The 14,431-nt window shown below is 38.4% G+C and carries 13 protein-coding genes; 3 read left to right on the top strand and 10 right to left on the bottom strand.

The window, feature by feature from the left end; translation table 11 throughout:
* The first annotated feature begins 548 nt into the window (after window positions 1-548).
* On the top strand, window positions 549-1,820 hold the full coding sequence (locus IW492_RS04005; RefSeq protein ID WP_202065551.1) for a dicarboxylate/amino acid:cation symporter: 1,272 nt from the start codon (window positions 549-551) through the stop codon (window positions 1,818-1,820).
* Between the two features lie 120 nt (window positions 1,821-1,940).
* On the opposite strand, the gene IW492_RS18600 is transcribed toward IW492_RS04005, so the two are convergent.
* The 4 genes from IW492_RS18600 to IW492_RS03985 form a co-directional block, all read right to left on the bottom strand.
* On the bottom strand, window positions 1,941-2,024 hold the full coding sequence (locus tag IW492_RS18600) for an IS3 family transposase (RefSeq protein ID WP_202065623.1): 84 nt from the start codon (window positions 2,022-2,024) through the stop codon (window positions 1,941-1,943).
* Window positions 1,985-2,218 carry a hypothetical protein gene (locus IW492_RS03995; protein ID WP_202065550.1) on the bottom strand — a complete coding sequence of 78 codons (234 nt, stop codon included), beginning with the start codon at window positions 2,216-2,218 and terminating at the stop codon, window positions 1,985-1,987. The genes IW492_RS18600 and IW492_RS03995 overlap by 40 nt, the downstream gene beginning before the upstream one ends.
* A 73-nt stretch (window positions 2,219-2,291) precedes the next feature.
* Window positions 2,292-4,928: a YfhO family protein gene (locus IW492_RS03990; protein WP_202065548.1), complete on the bottom strand. Its 2,637-nt coding sequence runs from the start codon at window positions 4,926-4,928 to the stop codon at window positions 2,292-2,294.
* Window positions 4,929-5,226: 298 nt separating this feature from the next.
* Entirely contained in the window at window positions 5,227-5,919 is a 693-nt protein-coding gene (locus IW492_RS03985) for a PRD domain-containing protein (RefSeq protein WP_202065538.1), read from the bottom strand.
* A gap of 85 nt (window positions 5,920-6,004) precedes the next feature.
* On the opposite strand from IW492_RS03985, the gene IW492_RS03980 reads away from it, so the two are divergent.
* On the top strand, window positions 6,005-6,817 hold the full coding sequence (locus IW492_RS03980; protein WP_202065530.1) for a MerR family transcriptional regulator: 813 nt from the start codon (window positions 6,005-6,007) through the stop codon (window positions 6,815-6,817).
* Between the two features lie 81 nt (window positions 6,818-6,898).
* On the top strand, window positions 6,899-7,420 hold the full coding sequence (locus IW492_RS03975) for a GNAT family N-acetyltransferase (protein WP_202065528.1): 522 nt from the start codon (window positions 6,899-6,901) through the stop codon (window positions 7,418-7,420).
* Between the two features lie 103 nt (window positions 7,421-7,523).
* On the opposite strand, the gene hisJ is transcribed toward IW492_RS03975, so the two are convergent.
* From hisJ to serC, 6 genes are all read right to left on the bottom strand, one after another.
* Window positions 7,524-8,354 (bottom strand): histidinol-phosphatase HisJ, encoded by an 831-nt coding sequence (gene hisJ, locus IW492_RS03970; protein ID WP_202065526.1) that lies wholly within the window; start codon window positions 8,352-8,354, stop codon window positions 7,524-7,526.
* Window positions 8,355-8,369: 15 nt separating this feature from the next.
* The gene (locus IW492_RS03965) at window positions 8,370-9,617 is read right to left on the bottom strand and encodes a glutamate-5-semialdehyde dehydrogenase (RefSeq protein ID WP_202065524.1); all 1,248 of its coding nucleotides are present in this window, start codon (window positions 9,615-9,617) and stop codon (window positions 8,370-8,372) included.
* Entirely contained in the window at window positions 9,610-10,425 is an 816-nt protein-coding gene (gene proB, locus IW492_RS03960) for a glutamate 5-kinase (RefSeq protein ID WP_202065521.1), read from the bottom strand. Before proB ends, IW492_RS03965 begins: the two co-directional genes overlap by 8 nt.
* 199 nt (window positions 10,426-10,624) lie before the next feature.
* Window positions 10,625-11,869 (bottom strand): DUF1015 domain-containing protein, encoded by a 1,245-nt coding sequence (locus tag IW492_RS03955; RefSeq protein WP_202065519.1) that lies wholly within the window; start codon window positions 11,867-11,869, stop codon window positions 10,625-10,627.
* A complete protein-coding gene (locus tag IW492_RS03950; protein ID WP_202065517.1) occupies window positions 11,869-13,056 on the bottom strand; it encodes a phosphoglycerate dehydrogenase in 1,188 nt (395 codons plus the stop codon). Before IW492_RS03950 ends, IW492_RS03955 begins: the two co-directional genes overlap by 1 nt.
* A gap of 1 nt (window position 13,057) precedes the next feature.
* Window positions 13,058-14,149, bottom strand: coding sequence for a 3-phosphoserine/phosphohydroxythreonine transaminase (gene serC / locus IW492_RS03945; RefSeq protein ID WP_202065515.1), 1,092 nt, complete (start codon window positions 14,147-14,149; stop codon window positions 13,058-13,060).
* Between the last annotated feature and the right edge of the window lie 282 nt (window positions 14,150-14,431).

Below are 14,431 nucleotides of genomic sequence, written 5' to 3'. Positions count from 1 at the left end.
AGTATTTTGATGACAAAGGGTGTAATAAGCAAGTGTGTTAAAACAAATGCTTGCAGCAGTGGTGATACTATTGTAAAGTGTTCGCTTCGCTGCCTCAGACAACAATATTGATCTAATGTCAATATCTTGTCCACCCATTCATTGGATGAATAATTACACATTCAAAGATTGTTGTTCGCATACGATCCCACTAGTGTGTTGGCTAAATTAAAACTAAGAGATGCTTTTAATCCAAGAAACGTGCAGCTAGCACGGGAGCAACTCGGTAAAAAACGCCGATTTCATCCCTAACTGGAGTCAAACTAGCCGTAAAAATTATAGAAACAGCTAGTAATTCTCCAGCTGCTTGTTATTAAAGTATACAAATTAAAATTTTCTATCAGTGAACATCATTTATAAACGATCTTTTATTATAATTTATAATTTGGTCAGAGCATTAGGTAGAGGCAGAAAAGATAAAAACAACCATAAAGCTCTGGGTATTCAAGCTTTATAAGTGTTTTGTAGAATAGGATTTGAATGACTAATAAAAAAGTGGGGAGCTTCACATGAAAAAAAGAAACAGAAAAATCAGTTTAATCAATCAAATAATGATTGCTACTGTTTTAGGGGTACTATGCGGGTTTCTTTTTCAAGGAGCAGTAAGTGATTTGAAAATTGTAGGTGAACTTTTTCTGCGATTAATTCAAATGTCTGTGGTTGTATTGATTATGGGCGCAGTCATTGAAGCAGTTGGTGGATTAGAAGCAAAAGAATTAGGAAAAATTGGGCTTAAGGTATTTCTATGGTTTATGGGCTCAACAATTCTAGCTGCTATTATAGGTATTCTTTTTGGACTTCTCTTCAAACCAGGTGTCGGTCTAACGACTGCAGCTTTACAAGAAGAAGTTGTGGGGATGGCAGATGCAAGCTTGCAAGAAATTATTCTTGGGTTCATTCCCTTGAATATTATTGAAGCAATGGCAGAAGCAAACATGATTCAAGTAATTATTTTTTCTTTACTGTTCGGATTGGCCTTAAGTTTAATTAAAGAAGAAAAAACCAATCAGCTTATTCTGGAGTGGATTATCGCTTTTAACAATGTAATCTTAAAAATGGTTACTTTGATTATGAAGGCAGCTCCAATTGGAATCTTCTGTCTAATCGCTTCGGTGGTTGGTGAAGCAGGGATTCAAGTTTTAGGTACCCTAGTTCGATTTTTAGTAACTTTAGGTATTGCTTCACTCATCTTTTTAGTCATTTGGCTATTGATCACTGCTTGGTATTGTAAAGTAGGAGTTTTTCGTTTAGTAAAAAACATGTGGCGTATGTCCGTGATTTCTTTTACGACAACTTCTTCTGCAGTTTCGCTACCCGTCCAAATTGAAGACAGCCGAGAAAAATTGGGGATTAGTGATCGGATATCCAAGCTGGTTGTTCCATTAGGAATGAGTTTAAACAGCAATGGTTTGGCAATGTTCCTGTCTCTTTCCGTAATTACCTTTACACAGTTTTATAATGTTGAATTAAGCGTCGGCAAGCTTATCCAAATAGTTCTTTTGTCTACTTTGGCTTGTTTAGGAACGATTGTTGTTCCGGGAGGAGGCTTGGTTGCATTAGCCACTGTTATGCCAATGCTGGGATTACCAACAGAAAGCATCGCCTTGTTGGCAGGAATAGACTGGTTTTCCGGAATGTTCCGAACTTTGTTGAATGTGGATGCAGATGTTACTGTGGCAATGATCATTGCTTGTGACGAAAATGAATTAGACTACGCAATATTCAATGGAGAAAAAAGATTTTCAGATGATGCCAAGGAATTTAAGATAGGAGATATATAAAAAAATACTGTAGACTGCCCATCAAAAAAAGATGGGTGGTTTTTTGATGATGTTTGGTTAATTTAAGCAGCTTTGTAATAGCGATAATGAAACTTCATAGGTGTCATTATTTGCATATTTTCATTGATATCGTTCATTGTTATAATATTCGATGTATTGAATAATCATAGTGATAAGCGCTTTACGGTCTGTAAACTCATGGATATAATACTTTTCCCGCTTAAGCCCTCAAACAAGCCTTCTAATTTCTGATTTGAAGTTTTTGTGAGTAGTATACAGCTTGAGCCAGTTTGATAATCACTTTGGGCTGCTCCATTTAAACTGATTTTATGACTAAGATAGCTCTCTACAATTTTTAAGTGCTCTTCTGGCGCGTACTTCATTTGTATCTTTCCCATATAAAATACCCCTATCTAGGGTTTAATTATTTCTTTGTCCTAGATAAGGATAATACACTATAATGTTCTGTTATTATTTCACCCGTCTATTTCGCTGTCTTCTGCGTGCTCTCTTTCTTTTTGGTTTTTCAATGGTGGTTACAAAAAGGATAAAGGCGCCTGTACAGAATACAAAGAATAAAGCACCTGTTTTGAAGCCTTCTGGAAGATAGACCAGTTTAAGGGTATGCTTGCCGGCACTGACAGGAACACTGATAAACGCATTTTTAAATACTTCTATTGGTACTTTTTTTCCATCAATATAAGCTGTCCATCCTTTATCATAAGGGATGGTTGTAAGAACCATTTGATCTTCTTCTGCTGAAAAAGTACCGGTTGCTTTTCGGCCGCTGACTGTTAAATTCACACTATTGTCTTGAATCTCTTTCACGGCAGATTCAAAAGCAGCCGTATCAAGACCAACAACTTTTGGTTCCATAAAACTGACTGCTTCAGTTCCATAAAAACTGACAGTAAATGTGACAGTTGTTGGAACTTCATAGTAGCCGATATTGTAATATTGACCGGTGATATTAATCTGTGATTTCTGGGTGGTGCCGTTGACCATCATTGTAGCAGTGGAACTTTGCAGCTGACCGAAATCTGTTGGAAACAGGCTAAGATAAGCTTGAGTATTAGCAGGAACATTAACGGTCCAGGTAATTTCTTTTGCAACATTGCTTTGTGTTTCACGATACGTTACAGAAGAAGCATTTTCTTCGATTTTTACATTTTGCTGATTTGTAATTATCGGTGTATAAAATGTGAAAAAGTTCTGCTGTTGTTGAGAAAGAGCATTAATCAGATTTGATTGACTAGTCAGGTTATCCGTTTCTGGCTGCTCTATGTCATAGATTGATTCATTTGCCAGAAAACCTAAAGGCAGAGCATAACTGTTTTCATACAAGCCGTATTCTCCAGAACGGGCTGTTTCCGTATAGCCGAATTTTAATGGATTGTCCTTGGATAGATTGTATTGTATACCCATCAGCGCATCCATGAGCAGAGTATTATTTGGATAGCGCGTATTCAAGCTGGTTCCTCTTGAGCGAAATCCAAGTGTATTCAAATAGGCTGATGAATTTCGGTTACGTATGGAAGAAAACAGGCTGATTCCGCTGTAGCCGTAATTAATACTGTCATTTGAAGAAACGGGGTTCAAATTTTCCAGTCGATAAAACGAATCATTTTCCTCTTTTGTCTGATCTACCAGTTTTTTGATATCCGGATAAGGTTCGGTGTACAAGCTTCTGGAAGCATAGTTCCAATCATCCAGCACGCCATTAATCATGGCGCTTGTGTTAATAAACGCCTCTGCACAGACGACCAGCAGCAACAGAATGGATAAGTAGCGGCCAGGTATTTTCTTCAACTGATAAAACGCAATTCCTGCTGTATAAAGAATCAAAAATAAAACAGTGATAACAAACGTAGTGAGTGAGATATAATCATAACTTCCAGTGGGTGCTGAACCTTCTGCGAGTGCGAAAAGGGCAATAACCAAAATGGCTGTCCCGGTGAAAATTCCCAGATCGTCTGTTTTAAATTTTTCCCAGCCATAGCCGGCCAGTAGGACAATCAGAAATGAAAACAGGAAGCTGTAACGAAATAGGAACATATTTGGTGCGTGCATTCCGTGCCAGAAAAGATTCAGCGGGACAATGTAAAAGCTGGCAATCAGCACAACAAACAAGCTACCAAAAAGCAGTTTATTTTTTAATGGTGTCTGCCGGGTGACAAAGTAAAAAATACAAAACAGCAAAGGAAGAAGCCCTGCGTAAATAAAAGGGATAGAACCATATTTTGTCGTATCATAAACACCGACCATGTTTTTCATGACAATATCCCAGAAGGCTGTTGCTTCTGTTTTAAATTTAGTTACTTCCGTCAGCGTTTCACCATTAAAACGTAAATCAAAAATTGTTGGCAGTATGATAATCATAGACGCTCCGCCGGCAAGTAATGAAGTGATTCCATAAGGCAGAATGGACTGTTTATATTGTTTCCAGTTAGTAAACAACCGAACAATGAAATAAAGGAACGAAAAAATACCAATCATAAAGCCCATATAGAAATTTGAAATAAACAGCAGCAGATAGCTGACAAACAGAAGTGTGATTTTTTTCTGATCCATAACACGGTGGATGCCCCAAATAATCAGCGGCAAATAGACAAATGCATCCAGCCACATGATCAGCTCAGAATGAGCTGTGGCAAACGACATCAATGCATATGGGACACTTAGTGTGACATGTGCCCACTTTTTAATGTCAAATGTATGAGAAGCCAGAAACCAGAAAGACAGTCCTGCAGATCCTATTTTTAACAGAGTAATCAGATACAAGGCATCAGGCATATTTTGATTGCTGAAGAAAAAGACAAGCGGAGTAAACAGCCCGCCCAGATAATAAGAAATCAAAGATAAATAGTTCAGCCCTAAAGAGGCATTCCAGGTATAAAAAATACTTTGTTTTCCATGAAGCATGTTGTTGAAGCTCGCATGAAAATTTGAGAACTGAGAAAAAGCATCACTGGCAAGAACACTTCGGCTGCTGCCGGGATAAATACCGATACTTAGATATACAAAGACCATTATAAAAAAAGGGATAAAGAAGCTGGCAGCCATATAACGCCAATTTTCCTTAATAAAATTCTGTAGTTTATTTTTCATTAAAAGACCTCACAGCACAATTAGTATTCGTATCATCTAGTTTAGCATATTCAAATAAAATATAGCTAATAGAAGGAAAATTTCATAAAATATTCAAGAATTTTAAGCTGTATATGAAAATATTAGAATCCAAAGTTAAGTAAATCTTGAGAAACGAAGATCAAGATCCATTTTTTCTTGGCTTTCTGTTTGAAGAGATCAAGTGAAAGAAAATTAACAGCCGCAGAGTCAGTCTATATGTCCACAGCTGTTTGTTTATAATTGATGAGGAAGTTCAATGAGTCAGGCAACAGAGTTTTCATACTGTCAATGCACCTAAAGATTTTATAAGATGCAGGACTAGATAGGTGATGTCATTATTCGATAAATCAAAATCATAGGTTTCAGTAATAAATTTTCGAATATTTTCAGCAATACTGAATGCTTCCCGATGATTTTCCTCTAAAAAAAAATAAAGGTCATTATCTGATGTACTGTAGTCTATTTCTTTTTGTTGGATTTTGAGGGCTAGAAACTTAATATGATGAAGGAAGCTGGTGCGGCTGGATTCAAAAAACTGCGTTGAAACCTTAAGGCGGCAACTAATAATTTCCAGAAGGGAATGAATCAGTTCAATAAAGGACAGAATGTTTTCCGGCTGATTGGAATATTGCCAATTAGTGCGCAATACTGTTTCCAAAAGGCGAAGAAAATCATGATTGGCTAAAGAGCATTCAGAAATTAAATTGATTTCTGCAAAAGCCTCTTTTGTAAACAAATACTCTTCGTTGAATAAAAGTCGGATTGTTTTTAGATAAGGCTCAGGGAATTGAAAATGGTTGTCAGCTTTATAATATGTATAAGCGCACAGTTCCCTTTTCAGAATATCACTTCTGTGCAACAAATATTTTTTCTCATAAAGAGTTACTAACCTCTCAATCATAGTTGCCTTCATTCTATCAGATTGTATGTTGGAAGGATTCATCTCAACTTTTTTTAATTGTTTTTGCATAATCGAAACCCCTTTCATATTAAATAGTGTAAACTGTATAGTAACTAGACAGTCAAGAGATGAATTTGAACAGGAGAGTAAATAAATGCAGAAAGAGGAAAAAGGCAATTATTTATCTATCGGAGAATTTGCCAAACGGTCCGGAATAAAAAGGAAAACATTAATTTATTATGATCAGATTGATTTGTTAAAACCAAGAGTTGTCCACAGCAACGGTTATCGCTATTACCATTATCATCAATTGTATACAGTGAATATGATTCATTTTTTTAAGGAAATTGGTATGTCGCTGGAAGAAATCAAAGAATATAATAAAATGAAAGCTGCCAGTCAGATTAGCGATCTGATTCAAAGACAGAGGGAAGAAGCCAGACAGAAACAAATGTTTTACCGTCGAATGGAACAAATGCTTGATTTGCAGCTTCAAACTCTGGAAGAAACGGAAATGTTTGAAGAGAAAAAGATATCTGTAAAGTATTCTGATGAGGTTCCTTTATTTTTCAGCAGTCATGTAAAATGTTTTTATGAAGGGGCAAGATCAAGATTTTCAGTTTCTTTAAATGATTTTTATCAGGAATGTATTGCAGCTGGTTATGAATTTCCTTATCCTTCAGGAATGCTTGTCATGTCAGAAGGAAAACAGGAGATAAGAGCTTCTGAGACCAAATACTATATCAAAATTCCAGAATCTGCTGATTTTCGACCAGAAGGAAATTATTTAACATGTTATTCCAGAGGGGTCTTTGATTACGAAGAAGGGTACAGAAAATTGCTTGCTTTTGCTGCAGAACGTAATCTCTCACTTAAAGGAAATCTCTATGTGGATTTTATTCAAAACGAGCTGGTAGCTCCAAATTTTGATGATTTTATTCTTAAAATGATGATAAAGGTAGAATGATGGAAATTTTTTAAAGTCAAAATAGTACATATTAAAATAACAGGCTGTGCTATACTATTTTGAAAAAAGGATGGGATGGTTATGGGAAAGATTCAATTGGTTGCTCCTTCTATGGAGTATGAAGAACAAATCAGAGAGTATAGAAATGAGTTTTTAGCGAATAGCGATAGTATGGATGGGACTTCATTTTTACGTGAATATGAAGATATTCAGGACTGGCTGGACTTTATTGAACGCAATACCCGAGAAGAAACGGTGACAGAAGGTTTAGTACCGGCAACTGAATTTTTAGCCGTTCGAGTGAGTGATAATAAACTGGTCGGAATGATTGACATTCGTCATACATTAAATGATTTTCTGCTGAAATTTGGCGGTCATATCGGGTACAGCGTTCGCAGAAGCGAATGGAATCAGGGCTATGCCAAAGAAATGTTGAAACAAGCGCTGTTTTTTACTCAGAAACTCGGACTCGAAAAGGTTTTGGTAACTTGTAACAAAACGAATATCGCTTCTGCAAAAGTGATTCAGGCGAATGGTGGATTATTGGAAAATGAACTGCTGGAAGACGGTGAACCTGTGCAAAGATATTGGATTGATCTTTAGAAAGAAAAACTGAAAGTTTTTTACGTGAATGAAAAAAGAGACAAACAAAGAGCTGCTCCCCAAACGATTGAAATTTTGGAAGCAGCTCTTTCCTGATTTTTCATTAATTCAGCCATTGTTCGACTTTTGCATAACCTTGACCCACAGTCTCCAAAGAATGGGTGTCAGAACCATAAATAAAAGGAATGCCCAAAATAGAAGCTTTTTCAAGAATCCATGCCTGTGGATAACTTTGTTGATAACCTGTTTTAATGAAGCCGGCAGTGTTTAAATCAAGCTGATAATTCTCCTTTTTGACTACTGCCAAAAGCTTGTCGAGAACGGTCAGACTTTTTACCGAATAATCAGTTGCTTCATCAAAGAAATGTTCGAATTTTTGGCATAGAGAGATGTGTCCGAGTCGAGTGGGCTTCCACTTTCCGAGATCTGCCTGCAATGATGCAAGAACCCTTTGATAGTAAAGGGTTTGCGCTTTTTGGAATGATCCGTAAAAGTCACAAATTCCGTCCTGATATTCTTCAAAAGTATAATCGATGCCTCTTAAGCCGTCTTTCCCTGGAAGGAAATGAACAGAGAGGATACCGTCGTCTGTCAAAGGACCATATTCATTTAAAAAGTCGGTCGTCCATGCTTCATACTCGGAGAAATAATCCAGTTCGAAGCCAATGTGGATAACTATTTCAGAAGCATATTTTTTTCTTAATTTTTCCATTTTTTTAAAATAGTTATCCACATCATTTAAATCCATAGAAGCAGTTGTCCACATTTCCGGTTCGCCGGCAGCAATTTCTGTAATTGAAGGAGGCAGAGGAGCATGTTCTGTTATGCTGTATTCTTTAAAGCCAAGTTGTATGGCTTTTTGAATAAGCTGTTCCGTATCTTCAACTATTCCGTGTGGACAGTATTCTGTATGGGTATGTCCATCGTACTTCATTTTTGCCCTCCGTTCTTAGTGACGGTATTGACCATCTCCGTAAACAATATATTTTGTGGATGTCAGCTCTTCCAGTCCCATTGGACCTCTTGCGTGAAGCTTTTGGGTGCTGATTCCTATTTCTGCTCCGAAGCCAAAGACAAAGCCGTCTGTGAAACGGGTCGAAGCATTGGCATAAACAGCAGCAGCATCTACCTGCTTCAAAAACTGCTGAGTTGCAAAATAGTTGTCACTGACAATACTTTCTGAATGTTTGGTATTGTATTTATTGATGTGCTCAATCGCTTCATCAAGAGAATTTACCACTTTTACAGCAAGAATATAGTCTAAAAACTCGGTTGCCCAGTCTTCTTCAGTTGCCGGCACAGATTGCTTAAAGATAGCGAGTGCTTGTTCATCGGCCCGCAGTTCCACACTATACTCATTCAATGCTTTTTCAATAACTGGTAAAAAGTCTGCAGCAACATCCTTGTGAATTAGTAGTGTCTCCGCTGCATTACAGACGGAAGGACGCTGGCATTTAGCGTTGACAATAATATCTGTGGCCATTTTGAGCTGAGCATCTTTGTCAATGTAGATATGACAGTTGCCTGTCCCAGTTTCAATGACAGGAACTGTAGCTGTTTTCAGGACAGCATTAATGAGACTTGCTCCTCCGCGAGGAATCAATACATCCAGATAGCCGTTTAAAGTCATCAATTTTTGAGCTGTTTCTCTGGAAGTATCATCGACAAATTGAATGGCGAAAGGAGAAAATTTCTGAGCTTCCAAGGCTTTCTGAAGAATATTCACCAGAATTTGATTGGAATGGAACGCTTCTTTTCCTCCTCTGAGGATCACCGCATTACCGGACTTGAAGCACAAGCTGGCGGCATCCGTTGTCACATTAGGTCGTGATTCATAAATGATACCGATAACGCCAAGTGGAACACGTTGTTTGCCAATCATCAATCCATCTTCATTTTTCCACATTTTCTCCACTTCACCAATTGGGTCATCAAGTGCGGCAACCTGACGGATTCCATCTGCCATATCTGAAATACGTTCCTCTGTCAGACGCAGGCGGTCCTGCATGGTTTCAGTAATGCTGTTTTCTTCTGCCTGAGCCAGATCTTTTTGGTTTGCTTCCAAGATAACAGCAGTCTTTTTTTCTATTTGATCTGCCATAAACAGCAATAATTCATTTTTTCGTTTTGTGTCCAGCTGTCCCAGCTGATAGGCTGCCTGTTTTGCCTGTTTTCCAAGTTGAATCAAATCAGTCATTCTTTTTTCTCCTTTCGATAAATAACGTGCCAATTGTTTCTCCTGCTAAAATATCAAAAATTATTTTGGGCTGCTTTCCATTTGCCAAAACCATCATACTGTTGTGCTCAAGTACCCGTTCTGCCGCTTTCAATTTACTGTACATACCGCCTGTGCCGAAACGGCTGCCTTTTCCTCCTGCCTGTTCCAGCAGCGTGTTATTAATCTGATTGATTTCAGAATAGAGTATGGCAGATTTATTTGTTACAGGATTATCAGAAAAGAAGCCGTCAATATCTGAGAGCATTACCAGTGCATCTGCATTAATCAGCTGTGTTACGATGGCAGAGAGCTGATCGTTGTCGCCAAATTTTGTCAGGTGATCCAGTTCATCAATTGCAACGGTGTCATTTTCGTTGATGACTGGAATAATGTTCATATGAAGCAGCTGCTCCATGGTATTCACAACATTTCGTCGACTTTCCGGGAATTCAATCACATCTCTAGTCAATAACAACTGTGCAATCTGCTGACTGTAGGTAGAAAAGCGCCGGTTATAAATATTCATCAGCTCAGCCTGTCCGACAGCTGCAACCGCTTGCTGTTCCGGAATGGTTGGCGGGCGCTGGTCCATATTCAGTTTGTGCAGCCCTACTCCAATCGCTCCAGAAGAAACCAGAATGATTTCTTTCCCCTGATTTTTTAAATCAGTCAGTGTAAATGCCAGCTGATCGATGGCACTTAGATTGATTGTTCCGTTGGGATAGATTAATGTACTGGTTCCCACTTTAATAACGATTCGATTTGCTTTTTTTAATTGTCTGCGCATAATAATCCTCCGCTGTTTTTGATAAACTAGCTGTATTCTGACAACGACTGCGGCTGATAACATTAAGTGAATGATGGGGCCTCTCTGAGTTAATTTTCCGACAGTTTTCTTATGTATTTGCTGTTTATCTTTTAGATGGTAAGAAAGCCGGGACTATAAATTACAGGCCCAGCTTCCAGTTGTCTTCTATTTTACTGCTTTATTGCTGTTTTGTCTCTAGATCATGTAAAAATAGTCCGCTTAATAGTTTTGGTTCGAACCACGTTGATTTTGGCGGCATAATTTTTCCCGCATCTGCAACATTTAAAAGGTCATCCATCGTGGTCGGGTATACGGCAAATGCAGCTGTCCACTGCTTGCTGTCCACCAGTCTTTCAAGCTCAGTCATCCCGCGAATTCCGCCGACAAAGTCGATACGTTTATCGGTACGGACATCCTGAATGTCAAAAATATCAGCAAATACATACTTTTGAAGCAGTGAAACATCCAGTCCATCTACCGGATCCTCTGATAATATCTGAGGTTTGGCTTTCAGTTCATACCACTGCCCATTTAAATAAAGCCCAAAATGTTTTGGCTGAGCAGGTTTCCCTTTATCAGTAGTGCTAACGGTAAAGTTTTCTTCAAGCTGTTCCATAAAATTTTCAGGAATCGGAGCATTCACAATCCGATTGTAATCTAAAATTTCCAGTTCTTCTTTTGGAAAAATGACTGACAGGAAATAATTTACTTCGTCTTCATCGCCAATTTCAGGATGAGCTTCCTTAATTTTCTTCCCAACCTTTACAGCTGATTCTGTCCGATGATGCCCATCTGCAATATACAGTGCCGGTACTTCCGTTTCAAAGGTTGTAACAAATGTTTGAATGACTGCCTCGTCATCGATTACCCAAACTTTATGAGTCACGTCATGAAAGCTGGTGAAGTCGTAAACAGGTGAATGATTCTGCTTCCAGTTGTCCATGGCTTGTTGAATGTTCTGGTGAGCCCGGTAGGTAAGGAAAATCGGGCTGGTATTTGCATCACAGGCTTCGATATGTCTAATTCTGTCTATTTCTTTTTCCGGACGGGTAAATTCATGTTTCTTAATTTTTCCCTCTTCGTACTCCTCAATGGAAGTACAAGTGACGAGACCTGTTTGAGAACGTCCATTCATAATCAATTCATAAAGATATAAGGCAGGCTGTTTTTCTTCAATCAGCCATTGCTCAGATAAAAATTTCCTCAGATTATCTGCTGCTTTTGCATAAACCTGATCATCGTAAGGAGACAGAGTATCAGGCAAATCAATTTCTGCTTTATCAATATGAAGATAAGAATAGGGATTATCTTTTCCAAGTTCACGTGCTTCTGCAGAATTTAATACGTCGTAAGGCAATGTGGCGATCTGTTCGCCATGTTCTGCAGAAGGACGAATACTCTTAAATGGATGAATTCGGACCATTAATAGCTCACCGCCTCAATATTTTTAATCGTTCTGACTTTTATGATATGCTCTGCCTGTTGAATTTTTTGAGCGGCATCATGAATTTTCTGTTCGTCTGTTTCAGCAATATCAACCAGCGTATAAGCATAGTCATCACGGCTTCGGTTAATCATTGTATCAATGTTAATACCTAAGTCTGCGATTCCTGTTGAAATCTGTCCCAGCATATTTGGTACATTTTTATGAATAATAGTGAAACGGTAAGGTGAATTAAATGCCATTTCCACTGTAGGAAAATTGACAGAACGCTTAATATTTCCAGTCTCAAGGAATTTTTTTAACGTACGGGCTGCCATTTTTGCGCAGTTGATTTCCGCTTCCTCTGTAGAAGCACCCAAGTGCGGCAGCACCATGATTTTTTCGTTAGCCAGCAGTCTTTCATCGGCAAAATCAGTGACGAAATTATTGATCTCGCCTGTGTTAACTGCATCAAGCACAGCCTCTGTATCAACCAGCTCGCCACGTGCAAAATTCAGAAGCACCGCAGTCTTCTTCATTTTTGCCAACTCGTCTTTTCCAATTAGATGATGGGTATTTTCAGTTAACGGTACATGAATGGTGATGAAATCACAATTATTGAAAATTTCATCCATATTCTGAGCACGTTTCACCCGACGTGAAATACTCCAGGCAGTGTCTACAGAAACAAAAGGATCATAGCCGGTAACATCCATTCCCAGACGATAAGCATCATTTGCAACCATAGCGCCAATAGCACCAAGTCCGATGACGCCCAGTTTTTTACCCTCCAGCTCTGTTCCTGCAAATTGTTTTTTCTCGGCTTCTGCCTGACTTTCGATATCCGGACCTGAAAGCGTCTGAACCCAATTTGCGCCTTTGAGAACAGGACGAACAGACAGCAGTAGGCAGGCAATAACCAGTTCTTTTACTGCATTAGCGTTGGCGCCAGGTGTATTGAACACAACGATACCGTTTTCAGTACATTTTTGTACAGGAATGTTGTTTGTACCGGCACCGGCTCTAGCGACACCGAGAACAGAGTTCGGAAAATCGTAATTATGAAGTTTCTGGCTACGCAGGATTACTCCAGCAGGTTGCTCTGTTTGATTGACTGTAAACAGAGGGTCTTCAAAACGAGCTAATCCTTCCGGGGCGATGGCATTGAATGTTTTAATATCGAACATCTTAGTTGTTTCCTCCATTTTCTGCTTCAAATTTTTTCATAAATGCTGTGAGAGCTTCTACACCTTTTTTTGGAAAAGCGTTGTACAGACTAGCACGCATGCCTCCTACGGAACGGTGTCCTTTTAGGTTTTCAAATCCTTCAGTGACTGCTTCCTGATTGAATTTTTTATCTAAATTATCACTTCCGGTAATAAACGGAATATTATTGATAGATCGATCTTTTGGATTTACAGGGGAAGAAAACAAGGCAGAAGCATCAATTTCATTATATAAAAGAGCTGCCTTTTCTTTGTTTCGTTTCTCCATTTGTGAAACGCCGCCGTTTTCTTTGATCCATTCAAAGACCAGCTTTGCCATATAAATTGCATAGGTCGGCGGTGTATTGTACAGGGAATCATTTTTGGCCTGAATATTATAGTCCAGCATGGCACTCAAAACCTCGGACTGACCAATCAGATCTTCTCTGACAATGACCACCGTTAAGCCGGCAGGTCCGATATTTTTCTGTGCTCCTGCGTAGATTAGTCCGAAGTCGGCAACATTGTAGTTAATGGACAAAATGTTGGAAGACATATCCGCAACAATCGGCACATCACCAGTATCGGGCAGCTTATAATAGGCAGTCCCTTCAATGGTGTTGTTTGTTGTGATATGAACATAGGCTGCATCCTGCGGCACATCTTCTTTTTTGATCTCAGGTATATAAGAAAAGTTTTTATCTTCGCTTGAAGCAATGACTTCAACGTTCACATTTCCAATTTTTTTTGCTTCACTTATCGCTTTTTTAGACCATGAACCGGTATTAACATAGATCGCTTTTTTATTTTGAGCAAGATTTAGCGGAACCATTGTAAACTGCAGACTGGCTCCTCCCTGTAAAAACAAAACTTTGTAGTTGTCAGGGATATTCATCAATTCTCTTAACAGCGCTTCTGCCTGCTGAATAATGGTCTCAAACAAGGAGGAACGATGGCTCAACTCCATAACGGACATTCCGCTGTTTTGATAGTTTACCAATTCGGATTGTGCTTTTTCCAAAACACTTTTTGGTAAAACTGCTGGGCCTGCTGAAAAATTATAAATTGTTTTCATACATTTCTCTCCTTCTTCTTACCGTTTGGACGATAATAAATGTGAAAATCATTATAACAGAAAGCTAACATTAAAAAAAGATTAAAAACGATTGTTTTTTTGTAATTTTCGAAAAATGTTCGGTTAAATACTGAAAACAATCTGAAAATGCAATAAAATCAATTTCTGTATGCTAATGTATAGGATTCATTTTTAGAGAAAAGCTAGTCATAATGGTGAAAAATAGAGGCAGTTCATTCGAATTAAGGTGAGTAATTTTTTTATCAGTCTTTTTATTATTTG

It is taken from the genome of Enterococcus sp. BWB1-3 (genome assembly GCF_016745275.1).
Lineage (GTDB): Bacteria > Bacillota > Bacilli > Lactobacillales > Enterococcaceae > Enterococcus_L.
The sequence above is the reverse complement of the archived record's forward strand: the minus strand, read 5'-3'. Positions and strand labels throughout refer to the sequence as shown.